This window comes from Rhodococcus sp. C-2, from assembly GCF_027854095.1.
Lineage (GTDB): Bacteria > Actinomycetota > Actinomycetes > Mycobacteriales > Mycobacteriaceae > Rhodococcus_F > Rhodococcus_F qingshengii.
Genome location: NZ_JAQGFI010000024.1, coordinates 35,806 through 49,967, shown reverse-complemented (window position 1 = coordinate 49,967; position 14,162 = coordinate 35,806). Strand labels below are relative to the sequence as shown.

At 61.9% G+C, this 14,162-nt stretch carries 16 protein-coding genes, 2 pseudogenes and 1 riboswitch; of the genes and pseudogenes, 9 read left to right on the top strand and 9 right to left on the bottom strand.

Annotation, left to right across the window (positions count from 1 at the left end; translation table 11 throughout):
• A pseudogene (locus PCS43_RS32055) lies at positions 1–153 on the top strand (acetyl-CoA C-acyltransferase); the annotation flags it as partial.
• A gap of 72 nt (positions 154–225) precedes the next feature.
• Here PCS43_RS32055 and PCS43_RS32050 read toward each other — a convergent pair.
• Entirely contained in the window at positions 226–441 is a 216-nt protein-coding gene (locus tag PCS43_RS32050) for a BldC family transcriptional regulator (RefSeq protein WP_003945782.1), read from the bottom strand.
• 111 nt (positions 442–552) lie between these two features.
• On the opposite strand from PCS43_RS32050, the gene PCS43_RS32045 reads away from it, so the two are divergent.
• The gene (locus tag PCS43_RS32045; protein WP_007734708.1) at positions 553–960 is read left to right on the top strand and encodes a RidA family protein; all 408 of its coding nucleotides are present in this window, start codon (positions 553–555) and stop codon (positions 958–960) included.
• Positions 961–982: 22 nt separating this feature from the next.
• On the opposite strand, the gene PCS43_RS32040 is transcribed toward PCS43_RS32045, so the two are convergent.
• Positions 983–1,252, bottom strand: coding sequence for a DUF4235 domain-containing protein (locus PCS43_RS32040; protein ID WP_007734706.1), 270 nt, complete (start codon positions 1,250–1,252; stop codon positions 983–985).
• Positions 1,253–1,440: 188 nt separating this feature from the next.
• On the opposite strand from PCS43_RS32040, the gene PCS43_RS32035 reads away from it, so the two are divergent.
• On the top strand, positions 1,441–1,656 hold the full coding sequence (locus tag PCS43_RS32035) for a hypothetical protein (RefSeq protein ID WP_003945874.1): 216 nt from the start codon (positions 1,441–1,443) through the stop codon (positions 1,654–1,656).
• A gap of 7 nt (positions 1,657–1,663) precedes the next feature.
• Here the strand turns inward: PCS43_RS32035 and PCS43_RS32030 are convergent, their stop codons facing one another.
• From PCS43_RS32030 to PCS43_RS32010, 4 genes and pseudogenes are all read right to left on the bottom strand, one after another.
• Positions 1,664–2,821 carry an AI-2E family transporter gene (locus PCS43_RS32030; protein WP_007734704.1) on the bottom strand — a complete coding sequence of 386 codons (1,158 nt, stop codon included), beginning with the start codon at positions 2,819–2,821 and terminating at the stop codon, positions 1,664–1,666.
• Between the two features lie 64 nt (positions 2,822–2,885).
• A pseudogene (locus tag PCS43_RS33390) lies at positions 2,886–3,362 on the bottom strand (hypothetical protein).
• A gap of 135 nt (positions 3,363–3,497) precedes the next feature.
• Positions 3,498–3,653: a DUF6131 family protein gene (locus tag PCS43_RS32015; RefSeq protein WP_003945564.1), complete on the bottom strand. Its 156-nt coding sequence runs from the start codon at positions 3,651–3,653 to the stop codon at positions 3,498–3,500.
• Positions 3,654–3,817: 164 nt separating this feature from the next.
• Complete coding sequence (locus PCS43_RS32010; protein WP_007734703.1) at positions 3,818–4,219, bottom strand: nuclear transport factor 2 family protein; 402 nt, start codon at positions 4,217–4,219, stop codon at positions 3,818–3,820.
• A 101-nt stretch (positions 4,220–4,320) separates the two neighbouring features.
• Between PCS43_RS32010 and PCS43_RS32005 the strand changes: the two genes are divergently transcribed.
• Entirely contained in the window at positions 4,321–5,661 is a 1,341-nt protein-coding gene (locus PCS43_RS32005; protein ID WP_042452423.1) for a DUF1254 domain-containing protein, read from the top strand.
• Positions 5,662–5,711: 50 nt separating this feature from the next.
• Here PCS43_RS32005 and PCS43_RS32000 read toward each other — a convergent pair whose 3' ends face one another.
• Positions 5,712–6,503 carry an SDR family NAD(P)-dependent oxidoreductase gene (locus PCS43_RS32000; RefSeq protein WP_042452426.1) on the bottom strand — a complete coding sequence of 264 codons (792 nt, stop codon included), beginning with the start codon at positions 6,501–6,503 and terminating at the stop codon, positions 5,712–5,714.
• 166 nt (positions 6,504–6,669) lie between these two features.
• Positions 6,670–6,828, bottom strand: a complete 159-nt coding sequence (locus PCS43_RS31995) for a hypothetical protein (RefSeq protein ID WP_158656571.1) — start codon at positions 6,826–6,828, stop codon at positions 6,670–6,672.
• A 156-nt stretch (positions 6,829–6,984) separates the two neighbouring features.
• Between PCS43_RS31995 and PCS43_RS31990 the strand changes: the two genes are divergently transcribed.
• The 5 genes from PCS43_RS31990 (at position 6,985) to PCS43_RS31970 (ending at position 11,696) form a co-directional block, all read left to right on the top strand.
• Positions 6,985–7,842, top strand: coding sequence for a siderophore-interacting protein (locus PCS43_RS31990; protein WP_209907830.1), 858 nt, complete (start codon positions 6,985–6,987; stop codon positions 7,840–7,842).
• Positions 7,843–7,883: 41 nt separating this feature from the next.
• Positions 7,884–8,064, top strand: a riboswitch (cobalamin riboswitch).
• A gap of 58 nt (positions 8,065–8,122) precedes the next feature.
• Positions 8,123–9,136: an ABC transporter substrate-binding protein gene (locus tag PCS43_RS31985; protein WP_209907828.1), complete on the top strand. Its 1,014-nt coding sequence runs from the start codon at positions 8,123–8,125 to the stop codon at positions 9,134–9,136.
• Positions 9,137–9,889: a class I SAM-dependent methyltransferase gene (locus tag PCS43_RS31980; RefSeq protein WP_209907826.1), complete on the top strand. Its 753-nt coding sequence runs from the start codon at positions 9,137–9,139 to the stop codon at positions 9,887–9,889.
• On the top strand, positions 9,886–10,926 hold the full coding sequence (locus PCS43_RS31975) for a FecCD family ABC transporter permease (RefSeq protein WP_042452436.1): 1,041 nt from the start codon (positions 9,886–9,888) through the stop codon (positions 10,924–10,926). The genes PCS43_RS31980 and PCS43_RS31975 overlap by 4 nt, the downstream gene beginning before the upstream one ends.
• Positions 10,923–11,696: an ABC transporter ATP-binding protein gene (locus PCS43_RS31970; protein WP_007734693.1), complete on the top strand. Its 774-nt coding sequence runs from the start codon at positions 10,923–10,925 to the stop codon at positions 11,694–11,696. The genes PCS43_RS31975 and PCS43_RS31970 overlap by 4 nt, the downstream gene beginning before the upstream one ends.
• 15 nt (positions 11,697–11,711) lie before the next feature.
• On the opposite strand, the gene PCS43_RS31965 is transcribed toward PCS43_RS31970, so the two are convergent.
• The gene (locus tag PCS43_RS31965) at positions 11,712–14,072 is read right to left on the bottom strand and encodes an arylsulfatase (RefSeq protein ID WP_003945730.1); all 2,361 of its coding nucleotides are present in this window, start codon (positions 14,070–14,072) and stop codon (positions 11,712–11,714) included.
• Positions 14,073–14,162 lie beyond the last annotated feature (90 nt).

Sequence of the window (14,162 nt, the reverse complement as noted above, 5' to 3'; positions counted from 1 at the left end):
GCCGTCGGCCACCCCCTCGGCATGTCCGGCGCCCGCATCGCCCTGCACCTCGCCCTCGAACTGCAACGCCGCGGCGGTGGCATCGGCGCAGCCGCACTCTGCGGCGGCGGCGGACAAGGCGACGCACTCATCGTCCGCGTCCCCAAGGCGTAATTACTTCCTGCTCACCAGACAGGTCGCCGAGCCCTCATCATGCTCGGCGACCTGTCTGTTTCGTGCCGGAGGTTATTGGTGATCGAGCGTCGTCGAGCGGTTACGCAGCAACGTCTCGATCTCCGATCGCCGGTACCTCCGATGCCCGCCAAGCGTTCTCAGAGTGCCGACTTTGCCCTCCCTCGCCCATCTGGACACCGTGGTCCTGTCGACGTGGAACAGTGCTGCAACCTGTTTGGTCGTCAGCCACTCGTCGACAGGTGCTGTGTGCTCTTCTTCTCGGCTCATTGGCAGTCATTCGTAGCTGCCGACTGAAGGGATGGGTCCGACGATGAATTGGCAACCCCTGGCGTGCTGTGAAAGACTCGCTGCAAAACTTTACTATTCCTTGGGGAAATAATGTCGAAGTCGGTAACTCTGATCCGTTCCACGTCACTCTCTTCGGTGGCTGAATATGCCTATGCAGCAACGGCTCCCGCCGATGCACGGCTGATCTTCCTGGCCGGATCCTGCCCGTTGAACGAGGACGGCTCCACTGCCGCCATCGGTGACTACGCAGGACAGGCAGCCAAGGCCGTCGACAACCTGAGAACAGCTCTCTCGGACGCGGGCGCGTCCATCACCGACGTGATCAACACCCGCGTCCTGGTGGCGTCGAGCAATCAAGCCGACCTGGTTGCGGCGTGGGAGGTAGTCCGCGACGCGTTCGGCGATCACGACGCCCCGAGCACTCTGATGGGTGTGACCGTTCTCGGTTACGACGATCAACTGGTCGAGATCGAGGCAATCGCGGCCGTCGTCGACTGAACTCGAACCGAACCGGGCGTCCCTACCGAGGATCTTCATGAGCAAGGGCCTGGTAGCCCTTTGCCCCCGCACGATCCACTGCGGCTCGCACAACAGCGAAGATGGCTCCCTGCAGGGCTGCGGCGATCAGGACTTCCTTGCTCGACCTGCTCAAGTCTTTGGGCTCGGGCGCATTCTTGTCGTCACCGATGCGCTTCCACACCTGCTGGAAGACAGCGCCGGCCAAGATGCCGCCCAGGACGCTGGTCGCCAGTGAGAGTGGCTTGTACATCGCTTTCGATACTGCGCTCATTGCGCGGATCCTCCGTGGTTCGATACGTACCGCCTGAGCGGGCTGACCGACTCTCACTACCCGGCAGGCGAGGTGTCGAAACATTGCACCGGCGAGGCACGAAGACGACTGTCGCACGTTGTGTTCCACGGGTTTGCCACTTCTCGAGCCGGGTAGGATCGTCTTAGCGAAAGAAGGTTGTGTGAGTCATGGAAAACTACAGAATCGAACTACCGGACGGTACAACGGTGATGGAAGATTTCGTCTCGGATCGCGCCGCAATCGCATACGCGGTCGATCTGAATCACGGTTGTAGCGAGAAAGTCTCGGTATTCCGTATCACCGCCGAGGGAGAAACCATCCCGACTCGGATGTGCCCCAAGCCGAATCCTGGTTCTCGGCGTCGCGCGCGAAGCGTCCGATAGAAGCCGGTCAAGAAGCGTCGAGGCGCGGGAAGAGCGTCTCCCTTGCAAGCAGCAGCAAGGCCGCAGCGACCGGAATCGCCAGCAACGCACCGACAATACCGAGCAATGCTCCACCCAACAGAACCGCGACAACGGTCACCAGTGCCGGGACCGCCACCGTCTTCCCGATGATCTTCGGAACGAGCAGGTAGTCCTCGAGCAGACGTAACGCAATGAAGAACGCGACTGTCGCCAATGCCGTTGGGACAGAGACTGTCAGGGAGACCAGGGCGACGACAACCCCTGCGATCGTGGAACCGACTATCGGGATCAGATCGAGCAGAGCGACCAGCAGCGCCAGGATCAACGGATACGGCACGTCGAAGATCAACAACCACGCGAAGGTGCACACTGCGGTGATCACGGAGATCAGAACATTGCCGAGGACGTACCCACCCACACCTGCCAGTATCTGATCACCGATGGCGATTGCTCGTGGCCGCCGCGAATGTGGCACCAGCCGATACAGATTCGTGCGGATTCGTGGGTAGTCGATCAAGAAGTACGTCGTCAGTACAGCAACGATTCCAGCGTCGGCGACTGCGCTGAACACCGCCCGCCCCGCTCCGAGCAAACCCGTCGCGAGCGCAGACCCCGAACCGTCCAGTTGGGTGGTGAGGTGCTCCTCGAGGTGATACTTCTCGTCGAGGTCGCTGACGATCGGATACCGGTCACGAATGTGTGTCAGAAGTTCGGGAGCGTGTGATGCGAACTGACGTCCCTGCTCGACCAGCGGGGTGATCGCAGCAACCAGAAACAGCGCCAACATCACTGCAATTCCGAGGAGTACCACGGTGACTGCGATCCAGCGTCGGAAATGTCTCCGCTCCAGCCAGACGATCATCGGTTCGATGCCCACCGCGAGAAACAGCGCGACCACGATCAGGATCAGCATGCCTCGCGCCGCCAGGAGCACTTCGATCACCGCGTACGTCACGGCAACACCGGCCGCCGCGCTCAGACCGATGAAGAACGGTGAACGACGATCGAACCTCGGCCCCGGTTCGCCCAGCGGCCGGACGGGAGTCGCCAATGCTGCGGCTTCACGTTCGGCTTCCGCCATCGGATCTATGGCTTGGACTTTACTTTCGGAGTCCGGTGAGGTGTCCGCGGAACTGGGATCCATTCAAGCCACCTCACGATCCGCGCGACTTCCCGGCACGGGAGTGAGTACCCGTGCCGTGGCCGGATCAACCTCGAGGCTTCTCCGCTCCGCTTCGGGTCAGCGCGAGACCGGTTCCTACCACTCCGATAATCGACACAGCGATGGCGATGCTGGGCCAACCGTCGCTCTGCCAGTAGACGTCGTCGAGAGTGATCAGTAACGCAGCCTCGTCGACGATGAGCCCGAGTGCGATGCCCAACGCGATGCCCATCCATGTTCTTGCGCGAGGGCTTCGGTCTACGAGTCCGAAGATCGCCACCCCGGCCAACAGCAGAATTCCCCATAAATAGTGATGCAGATGAGTGCCACCGGCGCTGATGTCGCCGACGTCCCTGGTGTCGATCTAGATCAACCACGTCACCAGACGTGCTCCGCCGAACGTCAACGTGAAGGCCACCCACGCCAACACCAAACCGCGGCGCGATTCGTCAACCTGATTCCATCTGCGAGGGAATCTGAATCGCTCGGCAGATTTCTCTTCGTCATGGTCTCGAGAAAGCATCCTTCATGTTTACCCGATGCCGCTCAGATCGATAATTTGGGGTAGAGAGACCGAAAACCAGTTGGAGCACAAAAAGCGGTACCCGATCTCCGAAGAGATCGGGTACCGCCTTCTCAGCTACTCGCGCAGTATTGATCAATACCAGACTTTTCGTCCGCCCACTGCGCGCCCGGTAGCACCGAGGATGGACAAAACTGCACCTACGACGACCAAGATGATGCCGACGGTGGTCAGAATGCTCAACCCCGTGAAAAAGCCGATCAACGCCAGAATAATGCCGAGAACAATCATGTGAGAACCTCATCCGGTATGCGTATCAAAATGATCTACTCAACTGACGCTACTACAGAAACTTCACAATCGATAAATCCGATAAATACATTCATAAATGCGAAACTCGTATTACTACCCAATAGTGTCACCGTTAAAACATCAGCCTTTCTCTTATCTCTACGTCATAGTTCCACGTCCTCGATCTTCGCCTCGACCGCCGGCGTGATGTGGCTCAACACGCAGCACCAACGACCGTCTCGCCGCGCGAACACGTCGGTGGTCCACTCGTCGGCGTCGTATTGTCTGCCGCCGTAGTGCGCGGTATTGACGATCCGCGTGGTGAACAGTGCGACGTCACCGAAGAAACGCACGCGAGCGCTCCCGACGCGGTCCATCGCCGAATGAGTCAGGTCGCCCGAGGCCACGAAACCCAGGAACTCCGCTTTGGTCGACACTCCGGATTCCGAGACGATCACCCAGTCGTCTGCCATGAAATCGCCGATCCGTTCGGCGTCGTTCGAGCACATCGCGACGTTCCACTCGTCTGCGACAGCGACCAATGCCGCACTCTCCTGATCCGACATGTCTTCTCCCTCTACCGTCGTCACCCTCGGCGGGTGATGCCCCGACGGCAGGGTTCCCGCAGGGTGGACTTCGAACCGACGTGCACGACGAGAGGGCAGAGATGACAGACACCAGTCGCACCGAGCTTGCAGCTCAGGCGTATATCTACGGATTTCCCCTCGTTTTCAATCTCGACCAGGTCCATCGGTATGTTCACAACGGTGTCGGAGCGAACCCCGCCGCACCTTTCAACACCTTCAGCCACGCCCGAACACTGGCCGGGCCGGCAGACACTTTCGTCACGATCAACAACGACACCGTGTATTCCATGGCGCAGATCGATCTCTCTGTCGGCCCCGTTGCGCTGCACGTCCCCGATACCGATGGCCGTTACTACGTCCTCCAGTTCGTGGACGCCTGGACAAACAATTTCGCTTACGTCGGGCATCGGGCCACCGGCACGAAGAGCGGAGACTTCCTTCTCGTCCCACCCACCTGGACGGGAACCCCGGCGGACCAGACCACGGTGATCAGATTTCCCACGAACATTGCGTCGATCGTGGGCCGGTGGGCATGCGGTGGCGACGACGACCTCCCTGCGGTGCACGCCTTGCAGGACGCCACCACGCTGACCGTCGTCGACTCCACCGGAAACTCGGCGGGTCTCCCAGTGCCCGAACCCGGGGTAAGCCAGGACCTCCTGTTCCTCGAGAAACTCCGCATCTGGTCACAGGCGTTTCCGCCGGCCCCGCGCGATCGAGAACTCCAGGATTCCTTCTCCCTGATCGGAATCACCGAGCACGGGGCCTCTCCCTATGTATCGCTGTCTGCCGACGAGGCAGCCGCGTTGGCTGACGGATTGACGATCGGTGAGAAGAACCTGCTCGAGGCCCTCACGAAAGGCTCCAGCCCCGAAGTCAACGGATGGAAGCTCACATTCCACGCCTTCGACTACAACCTCGACTACTTCGAGGTCGGCACAATCGACGATTCACAATTCAAGATCGCCGATCCCAAGTTGCGCATCGTCGAACGCGCCGCGGCTGCCAAGGGCGGGCTGTGGGGCAACCACCCTTACGAAGCGGCGTACATCATGACCTACGTCGACGATCAGGGCGAGCAGTTGAACGGAACCCACACCTACACAATAAGACTCGACCCCACTCCGCCGGTGAGCGCCTTCTGGTCGCTGACGATGTACTCGGTGCCGGACTTCTTCCTCGTGGCGAACCCCGTCGACCGATACTCGATCGGCGACCGCACTCCAGGAATCGTCCACGACGCCGACGGTGCGTTGACGATCACGATCAGCCACGAGGAGCCGAAAGATCCCACGGCGAAGGCAAACTGGCTGCCCGCACCGCGCGGGGATTTCCGACCGGTACTGAGAATGTACGAACCTTCGCCCGCCGTGCTCGATAAGTCCTACGTCGTCCCCGCCATCACTCGCTCGCGAGAATGACGGCTCGCGTCTGACGGCCTGCCTGTGCGGGCCGTCAGACGGACGCAGAATCAGGCGTGCGTGCCGCCGTCGATCCGGATCTCCGTACCCGTGATGAAGGCACCATCGTCGGATGCCAACATCGCGATAACTCCCGCAACACTTTCCGGCCCGGCCATGGGGGCACCACCGGACTCCAGATCAGTGCTCAGAATCGGTGACAACTTGCCGAAGAGCGACCAGTCGGTGTCTTCCGGCAAGTACGACGCCGTAGTGTCGGTGATCCCGCTCTTCACACTGCCTGGAGCCACCGCGACGGCACGCAGACCCTGCTTGCCGTATTCGAGAGCCAGTGCGTGAGTGAAGGACTGGATTCCTCCCTTACTTGCGGCATACGCGGCCATGTACGGGTGCGCGAAGGCCGCGGAGGTGGAACTGAAATTCACCACGACTGCGTTGGCGGTGGCGAGGAGAGCCGGCAGTGCCTGGCGGGTGACGAGGAAAGTGCCCGTCAAATTCACGGAGAGCACCTGATTCCACAGGTCCAGCGAGGTCTCGTGGGTGTGCCCACCACGCAGTATCCCGGCGGCGTTGACCAGTACGTCCAATCCCCCGAGAGTCGAAATCGCCTGACCCACAACCTTGATGACGGAACTCTCGTCACCGATATCGACGACGAGGGTGTCGAGGCGATCCTCCGTCGAAGCATGTTCTGCCGATTTCCGGGTGTTCTCCAAACCCTGCTCGGAGATGTCTGCAGCGACCACGCGGCCACCTTCGGCGAGCAACCGCAGCGCGGTGGCCTGCCCGATTCCAGATCCTGCGCCGGTGACGAGAATACGACGACCTTCGAAACGATTCATTGCTGTGTACCTTTCACGAAAACGAGTTGGCTGGCATTCCAGGCTCGGTGGCGCCGACACTCACAACTCACCCGCGAGAAACTTCAGGTACGGGAAATGCGCAGCACTGCAACAGGTGTGGCACTGCGAAATCTCGGCGAGGCAATGCTCGCCGAAGTGGCGAATGTCAGACGGATCCGGCCGGTGCGGCCAAGGCTCTTTCGATCCAGACAAGACCGGACGGGCGGCGGTCGATCGCCTTACGCCCACGTCGGAAAGTCGCTACGCCGAATCGGGCCGTGCGCAGTGCACGGCCGGAAGCGAGAGAACAGCGGCGCATGGACATCACAGGCACGGTAGCAGCGCCGGCACCACTCACTCAACCGCGTCGTTTCGAGACCCGAATCATTCAGGTAATCAAATGTCACTTCTGGACAACTCGCTCGACTTAGGTAGCACTAACCTGGCGGCATCCCGAAAACCCGATCCAGGAGCACAGTCGATGACACATGCAGACGCCTCGCGCACAACAACTCCCCCGACGACCGTCCTACGGACCGCTGACCACAATCGCGGACTCAACGACGTTCTCGCGATCGTCGAAGCACTGGAGCGACCGAGCGATCACCTGCTGCGGATCACGGCTCGTTTGACGGAGTCGACCGACGATCCGACCTGGTCACGCCCGAATGTGACCGTACGCATGAATCTCGGGCCGGCCTTCGACGACGCTTCGCGCGTGTACACGGTGCGTTCCTACGATTCAGCGAGCGGATCGATCGTCGTCGATGTGGTCCTGCACGGACAGACCAGTCCGATGATGAGGTGGGCAGCAGCGTTGGCCGTCGGTGACACCTTCGGCCTCACCGGTCCGCGGCCACACTTCTTGATCCCTGATGTTCCTGGTCGACGTATCGCACTTTTTCTGGACGGCACCGCAATACCCGCATTGCACTCGATCATCGAGCAGTTACCTAACGACGTCGTCGGAATCGGCTGGGTCACAACAGATGACGAGGTCGCCTTCGCCGAACTGCCCGCCCTCCCCGGCCTGGAGCTTCACCGCGTGAGCGCAGATCCGGCCGAGCCCGACGGCCCACTTGCGGTACGAGCACGCGAGCTTGCCAATCCCGCGAGCTACGTCGTGTGGGGCGCCGGTGAACGCAACGAGATGCGCGCAATCCGGAAGCACTTTCGATCGACCGTCGGACTCGACAAAAACGACGTCGCGATATTCGGATACTGGAAGGAGGGCGTCAGCAACACCGAAATCGACCTCCGTCGACGCGAGAACTACGAGCGCATCCTCGCCGACGGCGGAACCCTCACCGACATCGACGACCTGGCCATCGAGATCTGATTGCCTCACACCAGCCGACCTGACCGGCGGTGCACTGCGGTGATAAGTTCCTCTGTGCCAGCGGACCTCCACACAGGGGGTCAGGGAATCCGGTGTGAATCCGGAACTGACGCGCAGCGGTGAGGGTGACCGCCCGGGCTTACGCCACTGGATGAGAATCTGGGAAGGCGCTCGGGTGGGGCGATCTCGAGTCCGAATACCGGCTGGCAGCAGGGGTCAACAGGCGCCTGTTCACACGGTAACGGGCTCCGCGAACGAGCCCCTGCGAGAACGAGATTCCATGCGTCTGTCCAGACTTCACCTACCCGCCGCCGCCGTCGCTGCCCTGTTGAGCGCGTCGTTGGTTGCCTGCTCCTCCGACGACAGTGCTGCCCGACAATCCAACTCTTCCGAACAATCGCGCGTGACAGTCCAGAACTGTGGCCGAGACGTCACGGTGGAGCGACCGATCGAACGGGCAATCGCGGTAAATCAACCTGCAGCAGAGATGCTGTTCGCGCTGGGAGTGCAGGACCGGATGGCCGGGTACGCCATGAGCGATGACGATGTCCTCCCCGAACTGCGCGAGGCGCGTGGTCAGGTCCAGGCGTTCGACACCGAGTTCCCGTCATTCGAAAGTGTCCTCGAACGCGAACCGGACATGGTTTACACGACGTTCAACTACACGTTCACCTCGGAGGGCATCGCCGACCGGATCAAGTTCACCGACCTCGGTGTCGCGACATATCAGTCACCCAGCGAGTGCACCGGTCAGGATGCCGAGCAGAGCAAGGCCCTCACGCTCGACGACTTGTACGACGAAATCGACGACGTGGCAACACTGTTCGATGCCAAGGACAAAGGTGTCGAGCTCACCGAGAGTTTGAAGGATCGCGCGGCCACCGCCACGGCGGCACTGGGAGCTGAGAACGTGACGCTGGCGTGGTGGTACGCAGCCACGAAGACTCCGTACTTCGCCGGGTGCTGCGGTGCACCGGGAATCATGACCGACGCGGTGGGTGCGAAGAACGCCTTCGACGACAACAAGCAGTATTGGCCCGAAATCGGTTGGGAGAGTGTGCTCGATCGAGACCCGACCGTGCTGGTGCTCGCAGATCTCGACCGCGGTGGAGACGGCGACAGTGCCGCAGACAAGATCGCGTTCCTCGAATCGGACCCGGTCGCCAGCAAGCTCACCGCAGTGAAGAACAAGCGCTACATCATCCTCGAAGGAACGACGATGGATCCCTCGATCCGCAATGTCGGTGGCATCGAACAGCTCTCCGACGGGCTGCGCCAGTTGGGTGTGGTCTAGATGTCCGCGGAGATCTGTGAACTGGTGCGTCAGTGGGACGACCAGCAGGCGGCATACATCGCCGACCGCGAGAAGCGCTTCGACGTGATTCTCGACGTTCTCGAATTGCAGTACGCGCACACCCCGTTCACGGTCGTCGATCTGGCCTGCGGGCCGGGTTCACTGAGCGCCCGGATTCTCGAGAAGTTCGAGCATGCGAGCGTTGTGGGGATCGATTACGACCCGATGCTGCTGGAGCTCGCCCGCCAGTCGTCGACGCGTTTCGGTGACCGACTGCAGCTGATCGACGCAGACCTGGCGGGAGCCGATTGGCCGAATTCGGTGGCTGCGCCGGTTCAGGCGATAGTGTCGACAACCGCGCTGCACTGGTTGCAACCGCAGCAACTCGTCGAGGTGTACCGGCAGTGCCGCGAACTGCTGAGTCCGGACGGAGTCCTGCTCAATGGTGATCACTTTCGTTTCGACAGCCGCTTCCCTGTCATCGGGCGATGGGCGAAGGCTCACGACGAGCAGACGCAACACTCCGCCTTTGCTGCGGGCGCTCCCGAGTGGGAGAGCTGGTGGGACGAGTTGCGGGCCACTCACGGCATCGGGGCACTGACCGACGAGCGTGAGCGCAGATTCGCCGGACGTGACGCCACTGCGCCCACGGCCGTCGACTTCCAGTTGGCGGCGCTCGCGCAAGCAGGTTTTCGGGAGTCGGGGACGGTCTGGCAACTGTTCGACGACTACGTGGTCTACGGCGTGAGATGACGACAAGAGTTCGGCTGCGTGACAACCCGACGACCGTCACCCTGCTGTGGATGATCGGTGTTGTCACGCTGGCCGGATCGGCTGCCGTGGCGATCACGTTGGGGCCCGCCGGTCTGTCGGTCGGTGAGGTGGCTTCGATTGTCGTCGGCCATCTCGGCGGTACCGCGGCGGACGTCACCCCTATCCGTGACGGCATCGTGTGGGACCTCCGTCTGCCGCGCACCCTGCTCGCCGCGCTCTGCGGTGCCGGTCTCGGGTTGTGCGGTGCGATCATGCAGTCGCTGCTTCGCAATCCGCTGGCCGATCCGTTTGTCCTCGGTATCTCGTCCGGCGCCTCGACCGGTGCCGTACTGATCGTGATCCTCGGAGTCGGGTCGGGAGTGATCGGCTTGTCGAGCGGCGCCTTCATCGGCGCGGTGATCTCCTTCGCCCTTGTGTTGCTGCTCGCCCATGCGGCCGGCGGCACGCCGGATCGGGTGATCCTGGCCGGTGTCGCCGCGACCCAACTGTTCTCCGCGCTCACCTCGTTCATCGTCATCACCTCGGCCGATCCCGAGCAGACCCGCGGCGTGATGTTCTGGCTCCTGGGCTCACTCGGCGGCGCCGACTGGCTCGACGTCGCACTCTGCGCTGCGGTGGTCGCAGTCGGCCTCGTGGTCTGTCTGACTCACTCCCGCGCACTCGACGCCTTTGCCTTCGGCGAGGACGCGGCGTCGTCGCTGGGGGTGAACGTGTGGCGGGTGCGTGTGACCCTGTTGTTGGCAACAGCCTTGATGACCGCGGTGATCGTGAGCGTCGCAGGTGCCATCGGCTTCGTGGGCCTGGTCCTCCCGCACGCGGCGCGGGCTCTCGTCGGTTCGAACCACCGCCGACTCCTGCCTGCGTCCGCACTGATCGGCTCCATCTTCCTTGTCTGGGTCGACGCTGTGGCACGCACAGCCATTGCGCCGCAGGAACTCCCGGCCGGTGTGGTGACCGCGCTGGTCGGTGTGCCTGCGTTTGCCGTCATCCTCTGGAGACGGAAGGCCAGGCCATGACACTCGAAGCTGCCGGCGTCAGTTGGCGGGTCGGCGGGGCGCTCATAGTCGACGACCTCGACGTCTCGCCTACAACCGGAAGTACGGTGGGGCTTCTCGGCCCCAACGGTTCGGGGAAATCGACGCTGCTGAAACTGCTTGCCGGGCACAATCGTCCGACGTCCGGTGTCGTGACCCTCGACCGAACCCCGTTGTCCGACTGGAAACGCCGCGACGTCGCGCGTCGGATCGCGACCGTTGATCAGCACAGCAACACCGAGATCGATCTGACGGTCGCGGAGGTAGTCGAACTCGGACGCACACCGCACCGCGGACTGTGGGGTGGGCAGTCGGATTCCGATCGCGACGCCGTTCGGGCAGCGATCGAACACACCGACCTCGCCGGCATGCTGGACCGGTCGTGGCACACCCTGTCCGGCGGGGAGCGCCAACGCGTCCAGATCGCGCGCGCCCTCGCTCAGGAACCTCACGAGTTGCTACTCGACGAGCCGACCAATCACCTGGACATCAACCATCAACTCGAATTGCTCGCGCTCGTGCGACGCCTCCCCACCACCACGATCATGGCATTGCACGATCTGAATCTGGCCGCCATGTTCTGCGATTCGATAGTGATGCTGAACCGGGGATCCATCGTTGCCCACGGAAGCCCGACCGAGGTCCTCACCGCTGACCTGATAGCCGAGGTCTACCAGGTCGACGCCGAGGTTCGCCTGGACGGTCCCGGCGGAGTACCTACCGTGCGATACCTTCCGCCCGGCTCGAACTAGACGCACCCGGAACTGTCATTCACGCGAGAGCATCGCCACTGCTTCGCGTTCGAGGTCGACGTACGGTTCACCACTGACGTCGATGGCCACCCGGTTGAGCGTTCCACCCGTGAACGCCCAAGGTGACGTACCCGGGTAGTCGTCGGTTACGGGCTCCCCGCTGTCACGGCCTGCATTGAGCCCTTCGCCGCCACCGATGCTGAACTTGCCTGGCTGAGTGCGGATTCTGCCCTCACCGACTTTCCGATCGCCGTAGTAGAGGCCGAGCACCCCGTGCGCAGTGCCCGGCGGATCCTCGCCTTCCTTCTCGAAAGTTGCTGCCAAGATCATATTTTCGCCGATCGGAAGGTCTTCGGTGGCATCGATCTTCTGCTGTTCACTGCCGAGGAAGTTGTACACGTAATGCAGGCGGTTGTCCTTGACGTACAGCGAATGACCACCGAACCTGCCACCATGCGAGAAAAGCACACCGGTCGCACCGGGTTCGGCCAAATCGACAACTGCCCCGATCGAGAATGAACGATTACGAAGGTTGACGGCGACGGCCTCCGGCACCTCGGCTCCGCCCGGGCGGTAGACATACCGGTTTCGCGGCGGGGCCAACTGAGGGCGAGGCGTGGTGAGAAGTTCGACACCGGACCGATCGTCCAGTGGCAGAGCTTGATTGGCACCGGCCTCGTGGAACCACAACCCCACCAGCTCTGCCAGCCTGCCGGGTTCTTCATCCGCAAGGTTCCGGAGCTCGGCTCGGTCCAACTCTGTGTGGTAGAGCTCCCAGGTGTCTTCCGAGAAATGGCCCCACCCGCTCAGAGTCGGGTGCGTGGTGACGGCCTTCCAGCCGTCATGCCAAATTCCTCGTCCTCCGAGCATCGAATAGAACTGGGTGTGCTTGGCGGTGGGGATGTTGCCGGCATCGAAGCTGTACCGCATGCTCACGCCTTGAATCGGGTGCTGGGTGTACCCCTTCACCGTGTCAGGCAAGTCGACGCCGACGCAGTCGAGCAGAGTCGGGACGACGTCGATGGCGTGATGGTACTGATCTCGAATCTCGCCACGGGCATCGATGCCCTCCGGCCACGAGATGATGCATGGGTCGCAGGTTCCACCGTTGAACGAGTAACGCTTCCACATCTTGAAGGGCGTGTTGAACGCCATCGCCCACCCGTTGGGATAGTGGTTGTACGTCTCGGTGCTGCCCAACTCGTCCAGCTTCGCCAGGTTCTCGGCTAGGTCGTCGGGTACGCCGTTCGCAATCTTGTTCTCGTTGACAGATCCGTCGGGTCCACCCTCACCGCTGGCACCGTTGTCGGAGACCACCACGATGATCGTGTTGTCGAGCTGCTCGATTTCTTCGAGGTATCCGAGCAGGCGTCCGATCTGATCGTCACAGTGCGAGAGGAAGCCCGCGTACACCTCCGCCATCCGTGAGAACAGTCGCTGCTCGTCAGCGGAGAGGGTGTCCCAAGGGCGGGTGAAATCCAGCGGCGGGAACGGTTCGCCGTCGGGCCCGGTGCGGGTCTCAGGAGTGCCTATCGGGTTGAGTGAGGGCAGGGTCGTGTCTTTCGGGACAAGTCCCATTTCCTTCTGTCTGGCCAGAATCTCGTCCCGCATGGCTTCGTACCCTGCGTCGAACCTGCCTGCGTAGCGATCGGCCCATTCGCGGGGCGCGTGATGCGGAGCGTGTGCGCACCCGGGTGCGTAGTAGAGAAATACAGGCCGGTCCGGAGCTATCGACTTCACGTCACCGATGTATTCGAGCGCTCTGTCGGTGATATCGACGCTGAAGTGATACCCCTCTTCGGGCGTCGACGGCTGTTCGACGGGGTGGTTGTCGTGGACGAGATCGGGATACCACTGATTGGTCTCGGCACCGAGAAAGCCGTAGAACCGCTCGAATCCGCGGCCGACCGGCCAATTCCGTTTCGTGGAAGCAAGATTCATCTCGTCTTCTGCGCACAGGTGCCATTTGCCGACCATCGCGGTGCTGAATCCCTGCTCGACCAGAACCTCGGCGAGCGTGGCACATTCGGGAGGGATGTGACCGTTTCCGCCGGGAAAACCGACCGCGCACTCGCTGATGCAGGCCATGCCGTTGGTCGTGTGGTTTCTCCCGGTGAGCAGACACGATCGCGTCGGGGAGCACAGCGCTGTGGTGTGCCACTGCCCGTACCGCAATCCGTTGCCCGCGATGCGGTCGATGTTCGGCGTCTCGATCGGTCCCCCGTAACAACCCAAGGCGCCGTATCCGACGTCGTCGAGAACGATGTAAAGAATATTCGGTGTGCCGGCGGCGGCCTTCGGCTGCTCGTACGGGCTCCAGTCGGGAATCGAATCGCGAATATCGAGGTTGACGACGCCTTTGAATGCGTTGGCCATGATCTGGCTCCTTGTAGGTCATCTGATTTCCAGCCTCTACGGCCGCATGGTGAATCGCATACCCCGATTGTGGTCACCGAACCGCTGTCG

Excerpts from the sequence above, each read along its gene's own strand:
- PCS43_RS32005 (WP_042452423.1), top strand. The coding sequence starts at position 4,321 with ATGACAGACACCAGTCGCACCGAGCTTGCAGCTCAGGCGTATATCTAC.
- PCS43_RS32040 (WP_007734706.1), bottom strand. The coding sequence starts at position 1,252 with ATGAGCGCAGTATCGAAAGCGATGTACAAGCCACTCTCACTGGCGACC.
- PCS43_RS32015 (WP_003945564.1), bottom strand. The coding sequence starts at position 3,653 with ATGATTGTTCTCGGCATTATTCTGGCGTTGATCGGCTTTTTCACGGGG.
- PCS43_RS32035 (WP_003945874.1), top strand. The coding sequence starts at position 1,441 with ATGGAAAACTACAGAATCGAACTACCGGACGGTACAACGGTGATGGAA.
- PCS43_RS31990 (WP_209907830.1), top strand. The coding sequence starts at position 6,985 with ATGACACATGCAGACGCCTCGCGCACAACAACTCCCCCGACGACCGTC.
- PCS43_RS31985 (WP_209907828.1), top strand. The coding sequence starts at position 8,123 with ATGCGTCTGTCCAGACTTCACCTACCCGCCGCCGCCGTCGCTGCCCTG.
- PCS43_RS31965 (WP_003945730.1), bottom strand. The coding sequence starts at position 14,072 with ATGGCCAACGCATTCAAAGGCGTCGTCAACCTCGATATTCGCGATTCG.
- PCS43_RS32050 (WP_003945782.1), bottom strand. The coding sequence starts at position 441 with ATGAGCCGAGAAGAAGAGCACACAGCACCTGTCGACGAGTGGCTGACG.
- PCS43_RS32010 (WP_007734703.1), bottom strand. The coding sequence starts at position 4,219 with ATGTCGGATCAGGAGAGTGCGGCATTGGTCGCTGTCGCAGACGAGTGG.
- PCS43_RS32030 (WP_007734704.1), bottom strand. The coding sequence starts at position 2,821 with ATGGATCCCAGTTCCGCGGACACCTCACCGGACTCCGAAAGTAAAGTC.
- PCS43_RS31980 (WP_209907826.1), top strand. The coding sequence starts at position 9,137 with ATGTCCGCGGAGATCTGTGAACTGGTGCGTCAGTGGGACGACCAGCAG.
- PCS43_RS31975 (WP_042452436.1), top strand. The coding sequence starts at position 9,886 with ATGACGACAAGAGTTCGGCTGCGTGACAACCCGACGACCGTCACCCTG.
- PCS43_RS32000 (WP_042452426.1), bottom strand. The coding sequence starts at position 6,503 with ATGAATCGTTTCGAAGGTCGTCGTATTCTCGTCACCGGCGCAGGATCT.
- PCS43_RS31995 (WP_158656571.1), bottom strand. The coding sequence starts at position 6,828 with ATGTCCATGCGCCGCTGTTCTCTCGCTTCCGGCCGTGCACTGCGCACG.
- PCS43_RS32045 (WP_007734708.1), top strand. The coding sequence starts at position 553 with ATGTCGAAGTCGGTAACTCTGATCCGTTCCACGTCACTCTCTTCGGTG.
- PCS43_RS31970 (WP_007734693.1), top strand. The coding sequence starts at position 10,923 with ATGACACTCGAAGCTGCCGGCGTCAGTTGGCGGGTCGGCGGGGCGCTC.